Source organism: Janthinobacterium sp. GMG2 (genome assembly GCF_033949445.1).
Lineage (GTDB): Bacteria > Pseudomonadota > Gammaproteobacteria > Burkholderiales > Burkholderiaceae_D > Janthinobacterium > Janthinobacterium aestuarii.
The window spans coordinates 208633-231226 of record NZ_JAXAWA010000001.1 but is presented as its reverse complement, the minus strand read 5'-3'; the positions used below and the strand labels follow the sequence as shown (position 1 = coordinate 231226).

The following is a 22594-nucleotide window of genomic DNA, read 5'->3' as shown; positions in this document are numbered from 1 at the left end:
AAAATACATCGCCATGAAAACTTTAATGGATCCTAAAAGAACTATTTTAAGCCATTAATGCCATAAATTAGTCCTTTTAAGTTCTATTTTAAAAATTATCCCACCTGTATCCAGGTCGTCTTCAATTCCGTGTACTTGTCCAGCGCGTGCAATGACTTGTCACGCCCGTTGCCCGACTGTTTATAACCGCCAAATGGCACGGTGATGTCGTCGCCGTCGTACTGGTTGACGTGCACGGTGCCCGCACGCAGGGCGCGCGCAGTCTGGATGGCCTTGGTGATGTCGGACGTCCACACGGCCGCCTGCAAGCCGTACGGCGTGGCGTTGGCCTGTTTGATGGCTTCGGCGAGATCCGTAAAACTGAGCACGGAAAGGACGGGGCCGAAGATTTCTTCGCGCGCGATCGTCATGCCCGCATCCACGCCGAAGATGGTCGGCTGCACATAATAGCCGCCCGTCTCCGCGCGCACGGCGTCGCCGCCGCCCAGCAGCTGCGCCCCCTCCTGCTTGCCGGAAGCGATGTAGCCCATCACGGTCTTCATCTGCGTGGCGTCGACGATGGCGCCCATGACGGTGGCTTCGTCGAGCGGGTCACCGGGCTGGAAGCGGGGCAGCATGGCCTGCGCCTTGGCGATAAATTCTTCCCTGATCGATTCTTCCACGAACAGGCGCGAAGGCGCGTTGCAGCTTTCGCCCTGGTTGAAGAAAATGGAACCGACGGCGGCCGCCACGGCCTTGTCCAGGTCCGGGCAATCGGCGCACACGATGTTGGCGGACTTGCCGCCCAGTTCCGTCCACGCCCGTTTCAAATTCGACTGGCCCGCCATCTGCACGATCAGTTTCCCCGTGCGCGTGGAACCCGTAAAGCCGATGCAATCGACGTCCATGTGCAGCGCCAGCGCGGCGCCGGCCTCGTTGCCGTAACCTGGCAGCACGTGGAAGACGCCCGCCGGCACGCCCGCTTCCAGCGCGATGTCGGCCAGGCGCAGCGCCGTCAGCGGCGATTTTTCGGACGGTTTCAATATCACGCTGTTGCCGGCCGCGAGGGCGGGCGCGATCTTCCAGGCGGCCATGATCATCGGGTAGTTCCACGGCACGATGGCGGCGACGACGCCCACCGGTTCGCGCGTGATCAAAGCCAGGCTGTTGGCGGGGGTCGGTGCGATTTCATCGTAGACTTTATCGATCGCCTCGCCATACCAGCGCAGGCAGTTGGCCGTGGCGCCCACGTCCACGCTCTGGCTGTATTTGATCGGTTTGCCCATGTCCAGGGTTTCCAGCAGGGCCAGCTCGGGACCGTATTTCTGCACCAGGTCGGCGAACTTGATCAATACGCGCTTGCGCTGCGCCGGCGACTTACCTGCCCAGCGGCGGTCGTCAAAAGCGGCGCGCGCGGCCTGCACAGCCGCATCCACATCCGCACCATCGCAGCGGGCCACCTTCCCCAGCAAGCGCCCATCGATGGGCGACAGATTGTCGAAAGTCTGGCCGGATGTGGCCCAGGCACGCTCGCCGTTGATGAAGGCGCGGCCATCGATCGTGAGCGCTGCGGCCCGCGCATGCCAGCTGGTGTTTTCCGTCATGGTCGTCTCCTGCAAGGTGAAAACGCCAGCTTACTCCTAAGTAGGGCGTAATAAATTATTGTTATTTCTGACTTCCATACCCGGCGCTCTGCGGCGTTGCCCGCTGCTAGCAGTGCTCGCACTGCGTCGCAGCGGGCGCCTTGCAGAGCATCCGGTTCTGTTCGTCATAACTTCACAATAATTTCCCACGACCTACTTAGTCTTCCAAATACGCCGCGGACAGTTGCTTGCGGCGTCTGCGGTCGGCGCGCGCCAGCATCACGGCATACGCGATCACGGCGAGCGTCACGACGAGGATCGTCAGCGCAGCGATGGCGTTCACGCGCGGATCGAGCCCCAGGCGCGCGCGCGAGAAGATCACCAGCGGCATCGTCGTCGAACCGGGGCCGGACAAAAAGGCCGAGAGCACCACGTCGTCGAGCGACAAGGTAAACGTCAGCAGCCAGGCCGACGCCAATGCCTGCGTGATGTTCGGCAGGGTCACGAGGAAGAACACCTGGTGCGCGCGGCAGCCCAAGTCCATGGCCGCTTCGGCCAGCGATTTACTCATCTCCTGCAGGCGCGATTGCACCACCACAGCCGCATACGCCATGCCCAGCAGGGTGTGGCCGAGCCAGATGGTCAGCACGCCCCGTTCGGGAAAACCGAAGACCTTTTGCATGGACACGAGCATCAGCAGCAGGGACAGGCCGATGATCACTTCCGGCATCACCAAGGGCGCGCTGACCATGGACGAGAACAAGGTACGGCCACGGAAGCGCTGGTAGCTCGTCAAGGCAAAGGCGGCAAACGTGCCGAGGATGACGGATGATGTGGCCGACATGAAGGCGATCTTCAGTGACAAACCAAAGCCCGAAATGATTTCCGTATCGCTCATCAACTCGCTGTACCAGCGCAGCGAAAAGCCGCTCCACACCATGTCCTGGCGCGAGCTGTTGAAGGAAAAGACGATCAGCACGATGATGGGCAGGTAGAGGAACAGGTAGCCGAGCGAGAGCCAGCCGCGGCCGAACCAGCGCTGCAGGAAAGTACGTCCGTTCATGTGCGCTCCTCCGCGTCCTGCTCCGTCTTGTATTTGTTAAAAATCCCCATCGGCACGAGGATCAGCAAGACCACCAGCACCGTCACCGACGACGCCATGGCCCAGTCGTTATTGGTGAAATATTCATCCCACAGCACGCGGCCGATCATCAGGGTTTCCGGGCCGCCCAGCAGCTCGGGAATCACGTATTCGCCCACGGACGGAATGAATACCAGCATGGCGCCGGCGATGATGCCCGACTTCGACAGGGGCACGGTGATGCGCCAGAACGCCTGCAAGGGCGTGGCGCCCAGGTCGGCTGCAGCTTCCAGGTAGCGCATGTCCATTTTCACCAGGTTGGCGTACAGGGGCAAGATCATGAACGGCAGATAGGCATACACCATGCCGACGACCAGCGAGAACGAGGTGTTCATCATGTGCAGCGGTTCGCTCACCACGCCCAGCGCGATCAAGAGATCGTTGAGCAAGCCGTGGTTGGCCAGGATGCCCTTCCACGCATACACGCGCAGCAGGAACGAGGTCCAGAACGGCAGCATCACCAGCATCATCAGCACGGGGCGGATCGACGGCTTGGCGCGCGCCATGAAGTAGGCGAACGGATAGCCGATGAACAGACAGATGGCCGTGGTAATCGCCGCGTACTTGATGGAACTGAGGTAGGTGAGCAGATACAGTTCATCGGCGGCGATGAACAGGTAGTTGGCGATTTTCACCTTCAGCACGACGATGCCGTCAACGTACGACAGCAAGCCGCCGAACGGGCTGCCCGCCGTGTCCATGTCGGACAGGCTGATACGCAGCACGATCAGGAAGGGCACGAGGAAGGCGGCCGCCAAGAACAGCGACGGCACGGCGATGACGGCGTTGCGCCCGGTGGCCCAACGCAGGGTGACCAGGCTACGCAGCGATTGCAGGAGGGACGTCATGATGGCCTCAGCTGGTCAGCACGACGATGTCGGCGCCATCCCACCACACCCACACGCGCTGTTCACGCTCGAGGCGCGCGGCGTCGTGGCGGGCCGCGTTGGTGCGCGACACCTTCACCACCGTGCCGCTGTCGAGGCGCACGTGGTAACTGGTTTCATTGCCAAAATACGCCATGGCGACGATCACGCCCTGGGCGCAGTTGTAGCCGTGTTCATTTGGTGACGCACGCTCCTCCAAAGCGGGTGGCGCGGTCTGGATGCCGATTTTTTCGGGGCGCACGGCCACCGAGACATCCATGCCCAAGTTGCCCGTGATGCCGTGCGAAACATAGTGCTCGCCATCGGGCGTGGCGATCACCACGTGATCGGGTTCGTCCTGTGTGATGCGGCCGTCGAACAGGTTGACGCTGCCGATGAAATCGGCCACGAAACGGCAATTCGGCGTTTCATAGATTTCGCCGGGAGCGCCCACCTGCAGGATGCGCCCTTCGCTCATGACGGCGATGCGCGTGGCCATGCTCATGGCCTCGTCCTGGTCGTGCGTGACCATCACGCAGGTGACGCCCACTTGCTCGATGATGTTGACCAGCTCCATCTGCGTGCGCTCGCGCAGTTTCTTGTCGAGTGCACCCAGCGGCTCGTCGAGCAGCAGTAATTGCGGCCGCTTGGCCAGGCTGCGCGCCAGCGCCACGCGCTGCTGCTGCCCGCCCGACAGCTGATGCGGCTTGCGCTTCGCGTATTGGCCCAGCTGCACCAGCGCCAGCATCTGCTCGACGCGTGCCGCCACTTCCGCTTTCGGCAAACCGTCGCGGCGCAGGCCGAAGGCGATGTTGTCCCACACGGACAAATGCGGGAACAGCGCGTACGACTGGAACATCATGTTGATGGGGCGCTGGTGCGGCGGCACATCGACGATGCTGTTGCCCGCCAGGGCGATGCGCCCCGACGTCGGCGTCTCGAAACCGGCCAGCATGCGCAGCAGGGTCGACTTGCCGCAACCTGAACTGCCCAGCAGAGCGAAAATCTCGCCCTTGTTGATCGTCACGGAAATATCATTGACGGCGCGTACGCCATCGAATTCCTTGACCAGTTGATCAATCAGCAAGAAAGGCGCTGGGGCGTCGCTGGCCGACGCGGCTGGTGTTGCTATCGTCATGTGGATGCTTTGGGTAAGTGGCTGTCAAAATGAAAAACTGGCCGCTACAAAGAGCGGCCAGGATGGAAGTTTAGCGGAACTCACCCGTATGTGCTGCGAAAATTGTGATTTCTGTGGCACATTCAGCAGAAATCCGGGGTCAGACCCGGCGGGTCTGACCCCAGCATTCGGCTGCTGTCCAGCGAACGCTTAAACCCAGCCCTTCGCTTTCACATCCGCATACGTCTTGTCCAGGCACAGCCGTATCAAGCCCACCATTTCATCGATCTGCGCGCGCGTCATGACCAGTGGCGGGGCGACGATCATGCGTTCGCCCACGGCACGCATGATGACGCCGTTGTCGAACATGTGGCCGCGGCAGACCATGCCCACGCCCTGGCCCTCGTCGAACAGCTCGTTCTCGTGCACGGTGGCGCCCTTCTTGCGCACCAGGTTCAGGCCCGCGACCAGGCCGCAGCTGTCCGCATAGCCGACCAGCGGGTGTTCGCCCAGGCTGGCGAAGCACTGCTGCAGGTACGGTCCCGTATCCTCGGCCACCTTGGCCACCAGCCGCTCTTCCTCGATGATGCGGATGTTTTCCAGCGCCGCCGCGCAGGCGACGGGGTGGCCCGAATACGTAAAGCCGTGGGTGAATTCGCCACCCTGCTCGATCAGCACCTTGGCGACACGGTCTCCCACCAGCACGCCGCCCAGCGGCACATAGCCCGAGGTGACGCCCTTGGCGAACGTGATCAGGTCGGGCTTGATGCCGAACAGTTCGGAACCGAACCAGCGCCCCAGGCGGCCGAAGCCGCAGATGACTTCATCGGCGATCAGCAAGATGCCGTACTTGTCGCAGATGCGCTGGATTTCGGGCCAGTAGGTCGAGGGCGGAATGATGACGCCGCCCGCGCCCTGCACCGGTTCGCCGATGAAGGCGGCCACCTTGTCGGCGCCGATTTCCAGGATTTTGTCTTCCAGCCAGCCGGCCGCCTTCAGGCCGAACGCTTCCGGGCTCAAGCCGTGGCCCGACTCCAGGTAATTGGGCTGGCCGATATGCGTGATGCCCGGTATCGGCATGCCGCCCTGCGCATGCATGCCATCCATGCCGCCCAGCGACGCTCCCGCCACCGTGCTGCCGTGATACGCGTTGTGGCGGCTGATGATGGTGTGGCGTTCCTTGTGGCCGAGGATGTCCCAGTAGCGGCGCACCATGCGCAAATTCGTGTCGTTCCCTTCGGAACCGGAACTGGTGAAGAACACGTGCTGGAACTGCGGCGGCGATATCTGCGCCAGCTTGGCCGCCAGCTGCGCGGCCGGCACGTTCGTCGTGCCAAAGAAACTGTTATAGAACGGCAGCGTCTCCATCTGTTTGTACACGGCTTGCGAGATCGACGTGCGGCCATAGCCCACGTTCACGCACCACAGGCCCGACATGCCATCGACGATCTTCTTGCCCTGGCTATCCCACAGGTAGACGCCGTCGCCGCGCACCATCACACGCGCGCCTTTCGACGCCAGGTCCTGGAAATCGGTGAACGGATGCAGGTAGTGGGCCGAGTCCATCTGCTGGATGGCGGCCGTGTCGTACACCTGCGGCGCCGCGTTTTTCTGCGCCACGGAGGCAACCAGGGCGGCGCCTGGCGCCAGCGGATTATTGGATGTGCTCATTGAGATCCTTTCTTAAACGTGGAGCAGAAGATGTTCGCGCTCCCACGGGCTGATGACGGTCATGAACTCCTGGTGCTCGAGGTCCTTGATGGCCGCATACACGTCGATGAAGCGCTCGCCCAGCACCGTGCGCAGCTTGTCTTCCGCGCGCAGCAGTTGCAGAGCCTCGGGCAAGCCTTGCGGCAATTCGAACTTCATGTCGTAGGCGCTGCCCACCATCATCGGCGTCGCTTCCAGCTGCTCCGTCATGCCCAGGTAGCCGCAGGCCAAAGTGACGGCCAGGGCCAGGTAGGGATTCGCATCGGCGCCGATGATGCGGTTTTCCACGCGGCGGTCCTGCACGCCCGATTCGGGCACGCGGAAGCCCACCGTGCGGTTGTCCAGGCCCCACTGGATGTTGATCGGCGCGGCCGTGTGGCGCACGATGCGGCGGTAGGAATTCACATAGGGCGCGACGATAGCCATGGCCGACGGCATGTAGCGCTGCAAGCCCGCGATGTAATGCTTGAAAATGGGCGCGGCCGAGCCGTCCTCATTGCTGAAGATATTCAGGCCCGTCTTCGCGTCGACGACGCTCTGATGCACGTGCATGGCGGACCCCGGCTCGCCCGCCATGGGCTTGGCCATGAAGGTGGCATACATATCGTGTTTCAGGGCCGCTTCGCGCAGGGTGCGCTTGAAGAAGAAGACCTTGTCTGCCAGGCCCAGAGGATCGCCGTGCAGGAAGTTGATTTCCATCTGCCCCGCGCCGATTTCGTGGATCAGAGTGTCGACGTCAAGGTTCATCAGTTCGCAGTAATCGTAGATATCCTCGAACAGGGGATCGAACTCGTTGACGGCATCGATGCTGTACACCTGGCGGCTCGTCTCGGCCCGGCCGCTGCGCCCGATGGGCGGTTTCAATGGCAAGTCCGGGTCCGTGTTTTTCGCCGTCAGGTAGAACTCCAGCTCGGGCGCCACGACAGGTTTCCAGCCCTTGTCCGCATACAGTTTCAGCACGCGCCGCAGCACGGAGCGTGGGGCGAAATCGACCAGCGCGCCGTCGGCAAAATAGCAGTCGTGGATGACTTGCGCGGTGGGATCCGTGGCCCACGGCACCATGGTGATGGTGGTGGGATCGGCCTTCAAGATCATGTCGCGGTCGGTGCTGGAAATGGCGCGGTCATAGCCGCCATCGTCGACCGGGTAATTGCCCGTCACCGTCATGCCCAGTACCGCTTCCGGGATGCGCATGCCGCGCTCCTGGGTGAATTTCCCGCGCGGCAGGATCTTCCCCCGCGCCACGCCCGTCAAGTCGGGGACCAGGCATTCGATTTCCGTGACGCGCTTTTCATTGAGCCACAAATCCATGTCCGTATAAGTGAAATTTTCGCGTATTGCCATGTTTCCCTCTCGCTGGTCTTGATCAAACGCCGCGTGCTACGCGTGCGGCGCGCCGGTCATTCTTTCTTTCGGTGCTGCTGTTCCTGGTAATCGCGGCATGCCTGGCCGAAGGAGCCAAACAGGCGCATGGACTGCGGGTTGTCTTCCACTTGCCACTCGGGATGCCATTGCACGGCCAGGGCAAAGCCGGCGGCGCTGGCCACGCTATACGCCTCCACCAGGCCGTCGTCGGCCAGCGCTTCCACCAGCAAGCCATCGGCCAGCCGGGCGATGCCCTGGCCATGCAGGGAATTGACCATCATCTCGCTCTCGCCGCCCAAGAGGCGTGACAGCAGGCCGTCGGGCATCAGCTTGATGCGGTGCGCGGGCCCGTACTGGCGCTCCAAAGGATCGAGCACGTTCTCGCGGTGGTCCTGCATGCCCGGCACCGCATGCACGGCCTGGTGCAGGCTGCCCCCCAGGGCCACATTGACTTCCTGGAAGCCGCGGCAAATGGCGAGCAAGGGCAGCTGGCGCGCCAGCGCGGCGCGGATCAGGGGCAAGGTGGTGGCGTCGCGCGCGGAGTCTTGCGGCAGGTCGGGATGCAGGATGTCTTCGCCATACAGGCGCGCATCGACGTTCGAAGCGGAACCGGTCAGCATGACGCCGTCGGCGATGTGCAGTGCCGCTTCCAGGTCCGCGTCCGCGCCCAGGGCGGGCAGCAGCAGCGGCATGCAGCCGGCGCCGTGCAGCACGGCGTGCAGGTATTTGTCCTGCGCCATGTGCCAGGCGTGGCTGCCAAGCTGGCGCTGGCAGGCGGGAACGAGAACGATGGGACGGCGCATAGAGCTACCTCGCTGGCGTGACGATCCAATGACAACGCCATGACAGCGCTGCCGCTCGCTTCACTGTACAGCAGAGCCGCAGGCAGCGGCCACACCGATGGGCATGGCCAGCGATGGCACACATCGCCTACACTACGGCTTTGCAATATTGCTCTTGATAAAATCATCATATGCCCGTCCGGCGCCAAACACCAGCGCCGCAGGCAAAGTCCCTTACTTTCCCATGCATCCACACCGTTTTTCAGCCTTTTCAGGCACCTTTTTCACCCCGAGGGGGCGGCCATGAAGAGCATGCCATGGCGCGACTTCTTCGCCCTCGTGGTCAGCATCGGCGTGGTCGGCCTAGGCCTGGGCGCCACCATGCCGCTCACCGCATTGACCCTGCACCAGCGCGGCGTGGGCACGGACATCATCGGCATGATCACGGCCGTCAGCGCCCTCGGCATCCTGGCCGCATCGCCATTCGTTTCGCGCTGGGTGGGGCGTTTCGGCGCGCGCGCCACCATGCTGGGCGCCGTGTGGGTGGCGTCGCTGGCGACGATCGCCATGCAGTTTACCGACCATCTGCTGGCGTGGAGCGTGCTGCGCTTCCTGTTCGGCGGCGCCATGGGCGTGCTGTTTACCATCGGCGAAGCGTGGGTGAACCGGCTGGCGCCCGACAATTCGCGGGGCCGTGTGGTGGCCATGTACACCACCAGCTTTACGTTTTTCCAGCTGATCGGCCCCGCCCTCGTGGCGCTGTTCAACGACAAGATCAGCTGGAGCTTCGCCGCCTGCGGCCTGCTGTTTTTGCTGGCCGTGCCGGGATTGATGCTGATCTCGAACAGCGGCCCGGAAAGGGAGCCGGAAGAACATGGCGTGAAGTGGCCCCTGATCCTGCCACGCATGCCGATGATCGTGCTGGGCGCCGCCTTCTTCGCCCTGTTCGATACGCTGGCATTGAGCTTGCTGCCGCTGTACGCGATGGAGCACGGCATCGGCACGGACCTGGCCCTGCTGTCGGCCACCGTGGTGCTGGTGGGCGACACGGGCCTGCAATTCGCGCTGGGATGGATGGCCGACCGCTACGGCCGCGCCAAAGTCCACGCGGGCTGCGGCGTGGCCGTCTGCCTGCTGCTGCCGCTGCTGCCGTTTGCCGTCGGCACGCCGTGGCTGTGGTGGACCTTGCTGCTGTTGCTGGGCGCGGCGGCGGGCGGCATCTACATGCTGGCGCTGGTGGCCTGCGGCGAACGGTTTACGGGCCTGTCGCTGACCAGCGCCAGCGCCATCGTCAACGCCACCTGGGGCGTGACAAGTGGCGGCGGCCCCCTGCTGACGGGCGTCCTGATGCAATCGGTGGGCGTGAACGCCCTGCCGGCCGTGATGTGGGTATGCGCCGCCATTTTCGTCGGCAGCGCCGTGTGGGAACGCAGGAAGGGGATCGTTTAACCCGCTACTTTTTTTCCAGCCGCTGCCGCAGTTCCTCGGCCACCGGATAGTCGGGATAGGCCTGCCGGAACGCCGTCCACTCCTCGCGCGCCAGTGCGTCCTCGCCCGCCTTGAGCAGGGCATCGATCTTCACCAGCCACACGCCAGCGTCGAGTTTTGCGGGCGGCGGCAGCGGGGCGGAGCGAGCCGCGACGGGCGCGGGCATGGCCAGCGCGCGCTGCACGGGTGCCTGGCGCTGCAGGCTGGACTCGGCCTGCATGGCCGCTTGCTGCTCCATCGCCTCACTCATCGCCGTGGCAGGCGCTGGTGGCGGCGGCGGTGCTGGCGGCGCCGGTGGGGCCACTGCTACCGCCTGCGGCGTGGGAAATGAGGCTGGCGCCGGCGGCGCTGGCTTGGCTGCCATTTTGGCCATGGCGCGCGGCGCTGGCGCAGCTGCGGTCGATTCGGCAGCCTGCGGCACTGGCGCCGCTGCTGGCACCACCTCCTGCGTGACCGGTTCCCCCACCACAGGAAATTGCGCCGGCTTCGAGCCGAACCAGTCCACGCCGATCAGGTTCACGGTCAGCAGCACGGCTGCGGCCAATCCCAGCGGAACGCGCCAGCGCTGCAGGTAGTCCGGTGATTTCTTGGCGGGCAAGGTGCGCAGCACGCCATCGGCGCTGTCGTTCGCGGCCGCCGGTTTTTGCAAGGCTTTTTCCGCGTCCGTCAGAATGGCCGCATCGAGCGCGCTGGAAGGCGCGGGCTGCGGCAGGCTGGCCAGCAGCGCGTTCAACTCCTCGTCAATCGGTGCGTCGTTCGGTTTGTCGTTATCTTGATCGTGCGTATTCATGCCTGTCCTCCCGCGCCAGCGGCGCTGTCCAAGCCCGCGCGCAATTTCTGCATGGCGTAGCGCAGCCGGCTCTTGACGGTTTCCGCTTCCGCCCCCGTCACGACGGCGATCTCGAGAATGCTCATGCCGCTGAACTGCTGCAGCACCAGCGCTTCCTTCTGCTCGGCCGGCAACGCGGCGATGGCCGCATGCAGCAACGCATGCTGCTGTTTCTGCTCCAGCGATTGCGGCGGCGACGCGCCCTCGTCCGCCAGTTCGCCCGCAGCGTCGATTTCCTGTCCTTCCCGCTGGCGCAGCAGGTCGATCAGGCGGTTGCGCGCGATCTGGTACAGATAGGTGCGGAACGCCGCCTGCGGCTGGTAGCCGGAGCGCGCCGCATGCAGGCTGGCCCACGCATCCTGCACGATCTCGTCCACCCACGCGCGGCGCGGCGAACGCCAGGCCACGAAGCGGTACAGGCCCTGGCTGTGGCGCCGGTACAGTTCGCGAAACGACGGCAGGTCGCCGGCGCTGTAGCGCAGCATCAGGTCTTCATCCGTCGCGGTCATCAGGGTGTCGGGCATGCGGACCAGTGTAGCCGAACTACGCGGCAGCGGCAATTTCCCTGCGCCGTCAGCGAACAGGGGACGCAATGGGCGCATAGCTGATGCGGCGCACTTCACGGATCTGTCCATCCCTGAGCGCCCCTTCCACCAATTCATAGCCGAGCAAAGCGAAGACCCGGCCCTGCAGGAACAGGGGACGCGCATTGCCATACCAGTCCACGCAGGACGCGCGGCAGCCGTCATCCGGCGCCTGGCCCGGCCGCGCGGCCAGCGCGCCCAGTTCCGTCAATGTCAAACCGCTGTTGCGCAAGTAGAGCACGGAGGCGGATGACTTGTTAAGGCCAGGCCGCTCATCCGCGCCCAGGATGGGCAAGCCGATCACGCCCTCACCGGCCGCTTGCGGCTTGTAGAAAAAGCCGTGGCTGCGCGACTCGCCCTGCGCCGCGTCGGCGCGGATGTAGCGCGTGGCAATCGCCGCCTGCGCCCCCAGGCCGATGGTGCTGAAGTGCAGATCCCTGCCCTGAGCGCCGATCACCACGGCGTCATTGCCCAGCGCCTCGATGCGCTCGACGCCATGCGGCAGGGACAAGGCTTGCACGCTGCCCGCATCGGCCCAGCGCACGGCGTACAGGGGCTGGCGCGGCCAGGCCTGGTCCGCCTTGCGGCGTCCCGGATTGCCCGGATTACCGTACAACAGATAGGACCCCACATAGCGGTTCTGCAAGCCGTAGCCGCCGCCACCGGGCAGCGGCTTGTAGCTGCTGGCGGGCGCGCTGTCGCGGCCATCGGAAAACGACGCCAATGGCACGCGCAGCAGGGCCATGTCGCCCCGCCCTCTTGCGCCATCCCACATGGCGTCGCCCTGGCCTTCGGCGCGCAGCAGCACGTTCAGGTGGCCATCGCCACTTTCCAGGAACGAGAACTGGTCGACGGGCGCGCCGGCCACCTTCAGGGCGCTGGGCGCGCTGCCATCGAGGGGAATGCGGAACACGCCCGAGTCACTGCCGCGCCGCGTCGTCCACACGAAAACGGATTCGCCCGACACATAAAATACGCGGCCCTGCGGCCCCATCACGGCCGTCGCTTCGCAGCGCATGTCGCGTTGCGCCAGGTCGCACACGGTGACCGTGTGCAGGGTCAGGCCGAAGCCCGTTTCTGGTTCTTCATCGGTGCGGTAGATGCGCGTGGCCGGGGCGATGCGCTTGAAGTCGGACGGCACGGCGTCAGGGCGCCAGCGGCGCAGCGCGGGGAAGCCGCCGAACGGGTCACCCCGGCGCAAGTTCAGCGACAGGGGCGAATAGAACACCAGTTTGCCACCGACCAGGCGGCTCGCGTAATTGCGCGACGAGTAATAATCGTTGGAGCGCAAGTGATAGGTGGAGCGGTAGGCCAGCTTGCCGTTCGCATCGATATCGAACAGGCCGATCTCCGTGCCGCCACGGCTGTAGCTGTAGCCGATCACCACGACCGTATCGCCATCGATCAGCATCTCGTCATACCAGCTGCCGGACGGGTCGCTGCCCGGCGCGAACGCGTCGAGCGAGGACACGGGCTGCAGGGCATTGCCCCCCACCGCCACCGTAAACAACTTGCCCCGCCTGAGCATCACCAAGTGCTTGCCATGCAGTTTGACGATGCCGCCTTCGTCCACGCCCGCCGTCTGCACATTGGTGACGGATTCCGCCGCTTCTGCCGATGGCGCGGGGGCAGCCTTGGCCGCCATCGGCGCGGGAGGGGCGGGAGGAGCCGACATGGACTGCGCCGTGGCGCGCTGCAGTTTCTGCTGCTGCAGCAGCAGGGCCGCCTGGCGCGCCTGCAACTGCTGCAGGTAGCTGCTCAAGGCCTGCTCGCTGGCGAACGGCGCCAGGGTCTTGCGCGGCGCCGTGCCGGCGGCGTGGCTGCCTGCCGACAGCAGCAGGGACAGTGTCAATGTGATCTTGAGGGCGCTGGACATCGCTTCTTCTCCGGTTGGCTGGGGTGTCCAACATGAAACGCGGCAGCTCAGAAAAAGGGGTTAAAGGCGCGTGAAAATATTCACGCGGCTGTTACCTTACTCAAAACCCCGTATACGGTCGCCATTGAAATTCGGCAGCCGCCACTCGAAGTGCAGTGCCAGGAAGCGGAACAGGAAACCGGCGCCGATGGACGCCAGCTGCGCCACCGAGCTGTCGACCTTGAAGTACAGCAGGCCCACGTACAGGCTGCCCGTGAACAGCGCCACGGTGGCATACACTTCGCGCTGCAGCACGAGGGGAATCTGGTTGCACAGGATATCGCGCAGCAGGCCGCCGAAGACACCCGTGATCATCCCCGCCAGCACGACGATGGCCGGATGCATCTTGGCCGACATGGCGATGTCGCAGCCGATCACGCAAAACGCCACCAGGCCCAGTCCATCGACCAGCAGGAAGATGGCGCGCAGATGGTGCAGGTAGCGCGCGACAAAGGCCGTCACAATGGCCGCGCCGATGGTAAACAGCAGGTATTCTGGATGCGCGATCCAGCCCAGCGGATAGTGCCCCAGCAGCACGTCGCGCACGGTGCCGCCGCCGAGCGCCGTGACGGTGCCGATCATGCAGATGCCGAACAAGTCCATGCCGCGCCGCATGCCCATGATGGCGCCAGACATCGCTTCGGCGACGATCGCCACCAGGTAAATCGTATATAGCAGCATGCTCTTACTCTTCCGAAAATGATTTGAGAATTTGTTCGCGTTCGCGCGCTTCGCTCAGGGTGCGCGCTTCATTCGTGCCCGTGCTCGAGCCGCCATCGCCGGCATCACCGTGCGCCATGCGCGTATCCGCACCGCCGCTGCCGCAGCCGACGCTGCTGTGGATAAAGGCAAAGTTATCCTTCAGGCAGTCGCCGGCCAGGTATTCGGCATACACGTAATCGCCGTCGAGCAGGGCCAGGCCTGCTGGTTCGGCCAATACTTGTTCGCGGCGGCCCTGCACGGCCACCTGCATGTAGTCGCGCCAGACGGGCAGCGCCAAAGTCCCCCCCGTGGCGTTGCCCAGGCTTTTCGGCTGGTCGTAGCCGAGCCAGACGACGGAGACGAGGCCGGACGAGTAGCCGGCGAACCAGGCGTCGTAGGCGTTGTTCGACGTGCCCGTCTTGCCGGCCGCGTCGCCACGCCCCAGCGCCAGCGCACCGCGGCCCGTGCCGCTCTTGACGACGTCGCGCAGCATGCTATCCATGACGTAGGCATTGCGCGTGGAGATCACTTGCGTGCCCGGTGCCGGCGTATCCTTGGCGCGTGGCGCCGCATCGCTGAACAGCACTTCTCCGCTGCGGCTGCGCACTTCCTTGATCAGTTTCGGCGGCATCTGCATGCCGCCGTTGGCAAACACTGCATACGATTGCGCCAGCTGCAGCGGTGTGACGGCGCCCGCGCCCAGCGCCAGAGGCAGGGACACGGGATTACGCGCGCCCTCGAAGCCGAAGCGCGTGGCGTAGTGCTGCACGTAGCCGGGGCCGGCCGCCTGCATCAGGCTCACGGCCACCAGGTTTTTCGAACGCACGAGGCCGCGCCGCACGCTGATGAAGCCTTCATAGTTGTTGCCGTAATTGCGCGGGCGCCAAGGCCGTGCGCCCGTTTCCTGCGGCAGCAGCAAGCGTTGCGTGTCGTCGACGGCCGTGCCGGGGAAATATCCCTTTTCCAGCGCCGCCGAATACACGAAGGGCTTGAAGCTGGAACCGGGCTGGCGGTAGGCCTGCATGGCGTGGTTGTAGTGGTTGCGGTAAAAATCGAAGCCGCCCGCCATGGCGACGATCTCGCCGCTGTGCGCCTCGACGGAAATGAGCGCGCCTTCCATTTCGGGCAGTTGGCTCACCAGCCAGCCCTTTTTCGCCGCGTCGCGCACCACGCGGATCACGCTGCCCTCGGCGATGGCGCGCTTGCCGTCCCACTGCAGCTTGCCGCCCAGGCGCGCTTCCGAGGCCGTCAGCACGATCTCGTCGCCATTGCGCAGCTGCGCCGTCAACTGGCGCTTGCCGGCGGTATCGACCTTGCGCACAAGGGCGGCGCGCAATTCTCCGCTGTCCGGGTAGGCGGCCAGTTGGCGCGCCACGCTGTCTTCGGAGGCGGCCAGGCGCGCTTCCGGGCCACGGTAGCCACGGCGCGCCTGCGCATTCAATAGCCCATCGCGCAGCGACTTGTCGGCCGCCCGTTGCGGCGCCATGCGGATGGTGGTCGTCACGTCCAGGCCCATGCTGTAAGCGCCTTCGGGATAGCTTTGCAGGATCAGCTGGCGCGCTTCCTCGACCGCATATGCGGCCGCATGCACGGAGCTGTTGCGGTCCTTGTTCAGGGCCAGCTTTTCCGCCACGGCCGCGTCGTATTCGGCTGGCGTGATGTAACCGAGTTCGCGCATGCGCTGCAGGATGTAGTGCTGGCGCACGGTGGCGCGCTGGGGATTGGCGACGGGGTTGTAGGCCGACGGGGCTTTCGGCAAGCCGGCCAGCATGGCCGCTTCGGCGATGCTGACGTCCGCCAGCGGCTTGTCAAAGTAAATGTTCGAGGCGGCGGAAAAACCGTAGGAACGCTCGCCCAGATAAATCTGGTTCATATACAGTTCCAGCAGCTTGTCCTTGCCGTAGTGCTGCTCCAGTTTGTAGGCGAGCAGCATCTCCGTCAGCTTGCGCTGCACGGTCTTTTCGCGCGACAGGAAGAAGTCGCGCGCCACCTGCATGGTGATGGTGCTGGCGCCTTGCGCATGATGGCCCGTGACGACGTTGGCCAAGGTGGCGCGCGTCAAGCCATAGAAGTCGACGGCGCCATGCTCGTAGAAACGCGCATCCTCGATGGCCAGCAAGGCCTGGCGCATGCGCAGCGGGATTTCCTTGAGGGGCAAAAATTCGCGGCGTTCTTCGCCGTATTCGGCCAGCAGCTCGCCTTCGCTCGAGAAAATACGCAGCGGCAGCGCGGGCTTGTACTGGGCCAGGTGTTCGACGGCCGGCAAATCCTGCCACGCCTGGCGCAGCCACCAGCCGCCCGCCAGCGCGGCGGCCATGCCCAGGCCCAGGGTCAATCCCAGGCCGAATTTCAGATTGCGCGCCAGCTTGGACTGGGGCTTGCGGATGCTGCTGTCGTTCGCTTGTGCTTCCATGGTGGGATTCCTTGCTGTCAGGAGGCCGCACGCTGGCGCGCGGTACTCCATCAAAGAGGCATTGTGCACTGCAACACACTCATCCTTATGAAAAGTAAGTATTATTTAGTATTGATAAATTTTTCTTATGCAAGCGATGACCATGGATCTCAATCCCAAACATACGGAAGCATTCCGCGCCGTCGTCGAAACGGGCAGTTTCGAACAGGCGGCGCTGCGGCTGCACCTGACCTCCCCCGCCATTTCCCAGCGCGTGCGGGCACTGGAAAGCCAGTTGGGCAATGCACTGATCGTGCGCAGCCGCCCCGCGCGGGCCACACGCATGGGCCAGCGGCTGATGCAGTATCTGAAACGGGCCAAGTTGCTGGAAGCGGACTTGCAGGCGGAACTGGCGGTGCAGCAGGATGCCCCGCTGACCCTGGTGCTGGCGCTGAACGCCGATTCGATGGGCACCTGGTTTTTCCCCGCCCTGTCCGAGGTGCTGATACGCGAGCGCGTGCTGCTGGATCTGACCGTGGAAGACCAGGACCACACGTACACCTTACTGGAAACAGGCATGGCGATCGGCTGCATCAGCACGGAGCCGAAACCCATGCGCGGCTGCACGGCCGAGCCGCTGGGCGTGATGCGCTACTGGCTGGTGGCCACGCCCGCGTTCCGCCAGCAGTGGTTCGCGCACGGGCTGACGCGCAAGGCGGCGCGCACGGCGCCCGTCGTCGCCTACACGCGCAAGGACACCTTGCAATCGTCGTTCCTGCAAGAGGCGCTGGGGCTGCCCGAAGGGGCCTACCCCTGCCATTACGTGCCGGGCGCCACCTCGCACTTCAACGCCATCCGCTACGGCCTCGGCTACGGCATGGTGCCCGAACTGCTGCTGAAAGCGAACACGGATGGCGAACTGGTGGAAATGCTCACGCCCAAGACCCCGGCCGACGTGGCCCTGTACTGGCACACGTGGAAGGTGCAGTCGCCACGCATGGAGCAGTTGTCGCGGCAAATCATCGCGGCGGCGCGCAGCATGCTGAAATAACTATCGTTGCATGCCCCAGCGTTTCAAGGTGACGCGCTCCAGGCTGCGAAAACCGATGTTTTCCACCAGCAAGCCGATGACGATGACGGCCGCCAGACCGGCAAACACCTTGTCCGTGTACAGCTCGTTGCGGTTCTGGAAGATGTACCAGCCCAGGCCGCCCTGCCCCGACGTCGTGCCGAACACCAGCTCGGCCGCAATCAGGGTACGCCAGGCAAACGCCCAGCCTATCTTCAAGCCCGAGACGATGGAAGGCAGAGCACCCGGCACGAGGATGTGCAGCACCAGGCGCAAGCCGTTCAAGCCATAGTTGCGGCCCGCCATGCGCAAAGTCTCGGGCACGCCCTGGAAGCCTGCATACGTGTTCAGGGCCAGCGGCCACATTACGGAATGGACGATGACGAATATCAGGCTGGCGCGCCCCAGTCCGAACCACAGCAAGGCCAGCGGCAGCAGGGCAATCGCCGGCAAGGGATTCAACATGGCCGTCAGGGTTTCCAGCAGGTCGCGCCCGATACGGCTCGACACGGCAAGCAAGGTCAGCACGAAGGCGGCCAGCACGCCCACCGCATAGCCCTGCAGCAAGACGACGAGGGAGGCGGCTGTGCGCGTGAGCAATTCACCGCTGGCGATGCCGCCGATAAACGCCTGCGCCGTCTGCAAAAAACTGGGCAGCAATAAATCGTTCTGCGTCCAGCGCGCCGCGCCTTCCCACAGCAGGGCCAGGCTGAGCAAAATGAGCGCCTTGCGCCACAGCGCGTGCTGGCTCACACGCTGCCAGCGCGACAGCGGCCGTTCGACGGTGACGCCGGCTGGTGGCGGCGCCGCATAGATGAATTCCTGGCGGATCGGTGGTTCCAGCAGCGCGCTCATACGGCTTCCCGCTGCGCGGTAACTGATTGCGGAACGGGAGCTACTTCCTCATCGAACAGCAAGCCGTGGATGCGGCTGCTGGCAGCCTGGAATTCCACACTGCCCGCGCTGTGCAAGCCGAACTGGTGACTGTTCAATTCGGCACGCACCCGGCCCGGATGGGGCGACAGCAGCAGGATGCGGTTGCCCACGACCAGCGCTTCCTCGATCGAATGCGTAACGAACACGAGGGTAAAGCGCAGCTCTTCCCACAGGCGGCTCAGTTCTTCCTGCATCTTGCGCCGCGTCAGCGCATCGAGGGCGGCGAACGGCTCGTCCATCAGCAGTACTTCCGGCTGCATGGCCAGGGCGCGGGCGATGGCGACCCGCTGCTTCATACCGCCCGACAAGGTGTGCGGATGGGCGTCCTCGAAGCCGGCCAAGCCCACCTTGGCGATCCAGTGATGGGCGCGCTCGCGGGCCGCCTGCTTGTCCAGGCGCTTGCTGGCAAGCAAGGGGAACATGACGTTTTCCAGCACGGTTTTCCACGGCGGCAACTGGTCGAATTCCTGGAACACGACGACACGGTCCGGCCCCGGTTTATGAATGGGCTGGCCCTGCATGGCGATGCTGCCCGCGCGCGGCGCGATGAAGCCGGCCACGGCTTTCAGCAGTGACGACTTGCCGCAGCCCGATGGTCCCAGCAGCACGAAACGGTCTCCCCGAAACACGTCGAAGCTGACGTCGTGCGTGGCGCGCACGGTGCGCTGCTCGGTGCGGTATTCCAGGCTGACATGCTTGACGCTGAGCAAGGGCTGTAGCGCAACCGGAGGACGGACCAGATGAAAAGCGGGTGCGTTCATGTCAGCCTCCTTGTGTGATGGCAGGGTCGTCAAAGAAATAATCGCGCCAGCTGCCGGGCAAGTTGCGGATGGCGCTTACGCGGTGCAGGAATTGCGCCAAGCCATAGGTGTTTTGCGGCGCGATCTTGAATTGCACTTGCGGGTTGGCAAAGATTTTCAGCAGCAGATTGCGGTCCACCTTGCTTTTATTCACCTTGATGTAGATGTCGGCCGCACCTTGCGGATTGCTGCTCGCATACTGCGCCGCTTCCGCCAGCGCGGCAATGAAGGCGCGGTAGGTTTTCGGATTGTCCTTGCGGTACTTTTCCGTCGCATACAGCAGGGTCGACGAGCTCGGTCCGCCCTGCACGTCGTACGAGTTCAGGATGATGCGCGCGTTCGGGTTTTGCGCCAGCTCCTGTTCCTGGAATGGTGAATTGCCGAAGTGGCCGCTGAGCTCCGTGCCGCCGGCGATGATGGCTGCGGCCGCATCCGGGTGCGGCAGGGTTTGCGTGATCTTGTCGAGGCGGGCAAATTCCTTGTCGCCCCACTGTTTCGCCACGGCCATTTGCAAGATGCGCGCCTGCACGGAAACGGAGACGGCCGGCAAGGCGATGCGGTCCTTGTCCGTCAAGTCCGCCAGGCTTTTTACCTTGGGATTATTGCTGACCAGGTAATAGGGGAAATTGCCCAGGGACGCCACGCCGCGCACGTTCTGCCGGCCTTTCGTACGGTCCCAGATGGTCAACAGCGGCCCGAGGCCAGCCCCGGCGATATCGATATTGCCGGACAACAAAGCATCATTGATGGCCGGGCCGCCGGACAAGGTAATCCACTCGACTTTCACATCAACGCCCTGCTGCTTGCCATGCTTTTCAATCAGCTTTTGTTCCTGCGCGATATTGAGCAAAAGAAAAGTGATGCCGTGCTGGCCCGCGATGCGGATCTGCCCTTCGGCCCGGGCCATGGGCATGGCCATGCACAGCACGGCAATGGTGGCAAGCAGGCGGCGGGTAAAAGTAAAGATCGGCAACATGGACACTCCTTGGGTCAGGCTTACAGGGAAAAATCAGTACGGCGCATCGCCTTCGATCGTCGTGCGGTACAGCTTACGGCGCTGCTCGGGCGGGCAACCGGTGGCCAGATGCATCAGGGAACGGTTGTCCCAGAACACCAGGTCGTGCGGTTGCCAGCGGTGCACATACAGGTGCTCGGGACGTACGCTGTGGGCAAACAGTTCATCGAGCAGGGCGCGGCTTTCATCGTCGGGCAAGCCGACGATGCGCGTGGTGAAGTGCTCGCTGACAAACAGGGCGCGGCGTCCCGTTTCCGGATGCACGCGCACGACGGGATGGGTAACGGGTTTGACTTCATCGATCTGCGCCTGCGTCAGCGCGGGCCGCCATGGGTTGCGGCGGCGCAATTCCTCGTACTGGCTCAGGTAGCTGTGTTCGGCACGGGCGCCGCGCACGGCATGGCGCAGCGCGGCCGGCAAGCTTTCCCAGGCCAGGTGCATGTTCGCAAAGACGGTATCGCCGCCCTCGTCCGGCAACTCTTGCGCGTGCAGCATGGAGCCGAGGCTGGGCACTTCCTTGTACGACAAGTCCGAGTGCCAGAAATGGCCCGCGTCCCCGAGGCCGATGGGCTGGCCGTTTTCAACGATATTCGAGATGATCAGCACTTCCGGCTGCGATGGCAGCTGGAACTGGCGCAGCACATGGATTTGCAGCGGGCCGAAGCGGCGGCTGAAATCGACTTGCTGCTGCGGCGTGATGCGCTGGTCGCGAAACACCAGCACGTGATGATCGAGGTGGGCGTGGTGCAGGCGCTGGAAATCGCCCTGCGACAGCGGCTGCGCCAGGTCCAGACCCAGCACTTGCGCGCCCAGGGGCGCATCGAAAGTTTCGATCTGGAAAGGGCTAGTGGATTGCACGGATTTCAGGACGGCCGACATGGGAGTTCGCCAAGAGTCTGGGGAAGTCCACTGTATGCCGGCCTGCTGTCCTTGCAAACGAAGCATTTACTATATGGATATGCGCGGCGCGTTGCGCCACGCTGCAACAGGCACTGTCACGCAATGGCGCAGCAGCAGGGGCTTTGCCCGGGAATGGGGTGAGCATGCAATTTGCTTACCCACCAATTCTCAACCATAGACCAGGATAGCCATGCCCACCTACGCCCTGCTGCTCGCCTTGCTGTTCCCTGCTTTCGCCCACGCGCAGGATAGCGAAGGTGAAAGCGATCTCAGCTACAAAGCCTATGTGCACAGCGACAAACGCATCAAGTGTTTGTACGGCTATGCGGCCGACAAGACGGGCGACCATGCGGCCGCCGTCGCCATCTTTGAAGACTGCATCCGGCGCTGGAACGATGTGTATTCGATGATTTGGCTGGCCCAGCTGTATGAAACGGGCATCGGCGTGCCCAAGGACTTGCAACAGGCGACGGCGCTGATGCGGCGCGGTGCGTATACGAATGATGACGCCGCCTACGCGCGGCTGGCGCGCTACCACTATGGCGTGGCGCTGGCCGAAGGCCGGGGCACGCCGCAGGACATTCCCCAGGCCAGAATCTGGCTGCGCCAGGCGGCGCAGGAGGGTGTGCGGGAGGCGGCCGATTACCTGAGCCGCCTGGACAATGCGGCGCCGTAGGCACGGCGCCGGCATCAATTACGCGATGGCTTCGTAGCGGGCCAGGCGCGTCGCCATGCGCGGCGCCAGTTCGTGGCCGGCCGTGACGGTCACTTCCAGGTCGTTCAGCAAGCCGTCCTTCAAGCCATAGACCCAGCCGTGCACGCTGAGTTCCTGGCCACGTTCCCACGCATCTTGCACGACGGTGGTCTGGCACACGTTCAAGACTTGTTCGACCACGTTCAGTTCGCACAGACGGTCGCCGCGCTGGCGGCTCGTCAGCACGTCGCCCAGGTAGCGCTCGTGCTTCTGGCCCACGTCCTGCACGTGGCGCAGCCAGTTGTCGACCAGGCCGATGCGCGTGCCCGTCATGGCAGCATGCACGCCCTTGCAGCCGTAATGGCCGACGATGATGATATGTTTGACTTTCAGCACGTCCACGGCAAATTGCAGGACGGACAGGCAATTGAGGTCGGAATGCACGACCACATTGGCAATATTACGGTGTACAAACACGTCGCCTGGCGCCATGCCCAGCAGTTCATTCGCTGGCACGCGGCTGTCGGAGCAGCCGATCCACAGGTATTCAGGCGACGTTTGTGCTTCCAGATTCTTGAAGAAGTTCGGGTCCTTCGCCACCATCGAGTCGGCCCAGCGGCGGTTACGCTGCAGCAGTTCCGCCAGGGCCGGGCCATTTTTCTGTTCGGTCATATCGCTCCCATTGTGTACGTACGACTGAATTGGCGGCAGATCGCGCCCATAGGCC

The 22594-nt window shown here is 63.9% G+C and carries 20 protein-coding genes; 3 read left to right on the top strand and 17 right to left on the bottom strand.

What is annotated here, in order from left to right; genetic code table 11:
- Positions 1-95 precede the first annotated feature (95 nt).
- The 7 genes from SKZ59_RS01015 to SKZ59_RS00985 form a co-directional block, all read right to left on the bottom strand.
- A complete protein-coding gene (locus SKZ59_RS01015) occupies positions 96-1583 on the bottom strand; it encodes an aldehyde dehydrogenase (protein WP_319990560.1) in 1488 nt (495 codons plus the stop codon).
- A gap of 196 nt (positions 1584-1779) precedes the next feature.
- Positions 1780-2625, bottom strand: coding sequence for an ABC transporter permease (locus SKZ59_RS01010; protein WP_034746027.1), 846 nt, complete (start codon positions 2623-2625; stop codon positions 1780-1782).
- On the bottom strand, positions 2622-3551 hold the full coding sequence (locus SKZ59_RS01005; RefSeq protein WP_319990559.1) for an ABC transporter permease subunit: 930 nt from the start codon (positions 3549-3551) through the stop codon (positions 2622-2624). The genes SKZ59_RS01010 and SKZ59_RS01005 overlap by 4 nt, the downstream gene beginning before the upstream one ends.
- A gap of 7 nt (positions 3552-3558) precedes the next feature.
- Complete coding sequence (locus SKZ59_RS01000; RefSeq protein WP_319990558.1) at positions 3559-4707, bottom strand: ABC transporter ATP-binding protein; 1149 nt, start codon at positions 4705-4707, stop codon at positions 3559-3561.
- 189 nt (positions 4708-4896) lie between these two features.
- Positions 4897-6357, bottom strand: coding sequence for an aspartate aminotransferase family protein (locus tag SKZ59_RS00995; protein ID WP_319990557.1), 1461 nt, complete (start codon positions 6355-6357; stop codon positions 4897-4899).
- Positions 6358-6369: 12 nt separating this feature from the next.
- Complete coding sequence (locus tag SKZ59_RS00990; RefSeq protein ID WP_035822563.1) at positions 6370-7740, bottom strand: glutamine synthetase family protein; 1371 nt, start codon at positions 7738-7740, stop codon at positions 6370-6372.
- A 56-nt stretch (positions 7741-7796) separates the two neighbouring features.
- The gene (locus tag SKZ59_RS00985; RefSeq protein WP_319990556.1) at positions 7797-8564 is read right to left on the bottom strand and encodes a gamma-glutamyl-gamma-aminobutyrate hydrolase family protein; all 768 of its coding nucleotides are present in this window, start codon (positions 8562-8564) and stop codon (positions 7797-7799) included.
- 282 nt (positions 8565-8846) lie between these two features.
- Here SKZ59_RS00985 and SKZ59_RS00980 point away from each other — a divergent pair, with 282 nt between their 5' ends.
- Positions 8847-9992, top strand: a complete 1146-nt coding sequence (locus SKZ59_RS00980; protein WP_319990555.1) for an MFS transporter — start codon at positions 8847-8849, stop codon at positions 9990-9992.
- Between the two features lie 4 nt (positions 9993-9996).
- On the opposite strand, the gene SKZ59_RS00975 is transcribed toward SKZ59_RS00980, so the two are convergent.
- From SKZ59_RS00975 to SKZ59_RS00955, 5 genes are all read right to left on the bottom strand, one after another.
- Positions 9997-10821 carry a hypothetical protein gene (locus SKZ59_RS00975; protein WP_319990554.1) on the bottom strand — a complete coding sequence of 275 codons (825 nt, stop codon included), beginning with the start codon at positions 10819-10821 and terminating at the stop codon, positions 9997-9999.
- Positions 10818-11384, bottom strand: a complete 567-nt coding sequence (locus tag SKZ59_RS00970; protein ID WP_319990553.1) for a sigma-70 family RNA polymerase sigma factor — start codon at positions 11382-11384, stop codon at positions 10818-10820. Before SKZ59_RS00970 ends, SKZ59_RS00975 begins: the two co-directional genes overlap by 4 nt.
- A 49-nt stretch (positions 11385-11433) precedes the next feature.
- Positions 11434-13320, bottom strand: a complete 1887-nt coding sequence (locus SKZ59_RS00965) for a beta-propeller domain-containing protein (RefSeq protein ID WP_319990552.1) — start codon at positions 13318-13320, stop codon at positions 11434-11436.
- 96 nt (positions 13321-13416) lie between these two features.
- Positions 13417-14040, bottom strand: coding sequence for a trimeric intracellular cation channel family protein (locus SKZ59_RS00960; RefSeq protein WP_034746006.1), 624 nt, complete (start codon positions 14038-14040; stop codon positions 13417-13419).
- A gap of 4 nt (positions 14041-14044) precedes the next feature.
- Positions 14045-16474, bottom strand: a complete 2430-nt coding sequence (locus SKZ59_RS00955) for a PBP1A family penicillin-binding protein (RefSeq protein ID WP_319990551.1) — start codon at positions 16472-16474, stop codon at positions 14045-14047.
- Positions 16475-16610: 136 nt separating this feature from the next.
- Between SKZ59_RS00955 and SKZ59_RS00950 the strand changes: the two genes are divergently transcribed.
- A complete protein-coding gene (locus tag SKZ59_RS00950) occupies positions 16611-17504 on the top strand; it encodes an HTH-type transcriptional regulator ArgP (protein WP_034747696.1) in 894 nt (297 codons plus the stop codon).
- Here the strand turns inward: SKZ59_RS00950 and SKZ59_RS00945 are convergent, their stop codons facing one another.
- Genes SKZ59_RS00945 through SKZ59_RS00930 form a run of 4 tightly spaced genes read right to left on the bottom strand, consistent with a single transcriptional unit; the run spans position 17505 to position 21152 of the window.
- On the bottom strand, positions 17505-18377 hold the full coding sequence (locus SKZ59_RS00945) for an ABC transporter permease (RefSeq protein WP_319990550.1): 873 nt from the start codon (positions 18375-18377) through the stop codon (positions 17505-17507). It lies immediately after the preceding gene.
- Complete coding sequence (locus tag SKZ59_RS00940; RefSeq protein WP_319990549.1) at positions 18374-19219, bottom strand: ABC transporter ATP-binding protein; 846 nt, start codon at positions 19217-19219, stop codon at positions 18374-18376. The genes SKZ59_RS00945 and SKZ59_RS00940 overlap by 4 nt, the downstream gene beginning before the upstream one ends.
- 1 nt (position 19220) lies before the next feature.
- Positions 19221-20234, bottom strand: a complete 1014-nt coding sequence (locus SKZ59_RS00935) for an ABC transporter substrate-binding protein (RefSeq protein ID WP_413774522.1) — start codon at positions 20232-20234, stop codon at positions 19221-19223.
- Positions 20235-20267: 33 nt separating this feature from the next.
- The gene (locus SKZ59_RS00930; protein WP_319990548.1) at positions 20268-21152 is read right to left on the bottom strand and encodes a TauD/TfdA family dioxygenase; all 885 of its coding nucleotides are present in this window, start codon (positions 21150-21152) and stop codon (positions 20268-20270) included.
- 211 nt (positions 21153-21363) lie between these two features.
- On the opposite strand from SKZ59_RS00930, the gene SKZ59_RS00925 reads away from it, so the two are divergent.
- Positions 21364-21849 carry a sel1 repeat family protein gene (locus SKZ59_RS00925; RefSeq protein ID WP_319990547.1) on the top strand — a complete coding sequence of 162 codons (486 nt, stop codon included), beginning with the start codon at positions 21364-21366 and terminating at the stop codon, positions 21847-21849.
- 18 nt (positions 21850-21867) lie between these two features.
- Here the strand turns inward: SKZ59_RS00925 and can are convergent, their stop codons facing one another.
- On the bottom strand, positions 21868-22539 hold the full coding sequence (can, locus tag SKZ59_RS00920) for a carbonate dehydratase (RefSeq protein ID WP_034788731.1): 672 nt from the start codon (positions 22537-22539) through the stop codon (positions 21868-21870).
- Between the last annotated feature and the right edge of the window lie 55 nt (positions 22540-22594).

What these genes read in the sequence shown, in the direction of transcription:
- SKZ59_RS00935 (WP_413774522.1), bottom strand. Translation starts at nt 20,234, where the DNA reads ATGTTGCCGATCTTTACTTTTACCCGCCGCCTGCTTGCCACCATTGCC.
- SKZ59_RS00960 (WP_034746006.1), bottom strand. Translation starts at nt 14,040, where the DNA reads ATGCTGCTATATACGATTTACCTGGTGGCGATCGTCGCCGAAGCGATG.
- SKZ59_RS00950 (WP_034747696.1), top strand. Translation starts at nt 16,611, where the DNA reads ATGACCATGGATCTCAATCCCAAACATACGGAAGCATTCCGCGCCGTC.
- SKZ59_RS00955 (WP_319990551.1), bottom strand. Translation starts at nt 16,474, where the DNA reads ATGGAAGCACAAGCGAACGACAGCAGCATCCGCAAGCCCCAGTCCAAG.
- SKZ59_RS01010 (WP_034746027.1), bottom strand. Translation starts at nt 2,625, where the DNA reads ATGAACGGACGTACTTTCCTGCAGCGCTGGTTCGGCCGCGGCTGGCTC.
- SKZ59_RS01015 (WP_319990560.1), bottom strand. Translation starts at nt 1,583, where the DNA reads ATGACGGAAAACACCAGCTGGCATGCGCGGGCCGCAGCGCTCACGATC.
- SKZ59_RS00940 (WP_319990549.1), bottom strand. Translation starts at nt 19,219, where the DNA reads ATGAACGCACCCGCTTTTCATCTGGTCCGTCCTCCGGTTGCGCTACAG.
- SKZ59_RS00975 (WP_319990554.1), bottom strand. Translation starts at nt 10,821, where the DNA reads ATGAATACGCACGATCAAGATAACGACAAACCGAACGACGCACCGATT.
- SKZ59_RS00990 (WP_035822563.1), bottom strand. Translation starts at nt 7,740, where the DNA reads ATGGCAATACGCGAAAATTTCACTTATACGGACATGGATTTGTGGCTC.
- SKZ59_RS00945 (WP_319990550.1), bottom strand. Translation starts at nt 18,377, where the DNA reads ATGAGCGCGCTGCTGGAACCACCGATCCGCCAGGAATTCATCTATGCG.
- SKZ59_RS00985 (WP_319990556.1), bottom strand. Translation starts at nt 8,564, where the DNA reads ATGCGCCGTCCCATCGTTCTCGTTCCCGCCTGCCAGCGCCAGCTTGGC.
- SKZ59_RS00925 (WP_319990547.1), top strand. Translation starts at nt 21,364, where the DNA reads ATGCCCACCTACGCCCTGCTGCTCGCCTTGCTGTTCCCTGCTTTCGCC.
- SKZ59_RS00970 (WP_319990553.1), bottom strand. Translation starts at nt 11,384, where the DNA reads ATGCCCGACACCCTGATGACCGCGACGGATGAAGACCTGATGCTGCGC.
- SKZ59_RS00965 (WP_319990552.1), bottom strand. Translation starts at nt 13,320, where the DNA reads ATGTCCAGCGCCCTCAAGATCACATTGACACTGTCCCTGCTGCTGTCG.
- SKZ59_RS01000 (WP_319990558.1), bottom strand. Translation starts at nt 4,707, where the DNA reads ATGACGATAGCAACACCAGCCGCGTCGGCCAGCGACGCCCCAGCGCCT.
- can (WP_034788731.1), bottom strand. Translation starts at nt 22,539, where the DNA reads ATGACCGAACAGAAAAATGGCCCGGCCCTGGCGGAACTGCTGCAGCGT.
- SKZ59_RS00995 (WP_319990557.1), bottom strand. Translation starts at nt 6,357, where the DNA reads ATGAGCACATCCAATAATCCGCTGGCGCCAGGCGCCGCCCTGGTTGCC.
- SKZ59_RS01005 (WP_319990559.1), bottom strand. Translation starts at nt 3,551, where the DNA reads ATGACGTCCCTCCTGCAATCGCTGCGTAGCCTGGTCACCCTGCGTTGG.
- SKZ59_RS00980 (WP_319990555.1), top strand. Translation starts at nt 8,847, where the DNA reads ATGAAGAGCATGCCATGGCGCGACTTCTTCGCCCTCGTGGTCAGCATC.
- SKZ59_RS00930 (WP_319990548.1), bottom strand. Translation starts at nt 21,152, where the DNA reads ATGTCGGCCGTCCTGAAATCCGTGCAATCCACTAGCCCTTTCCAGATC.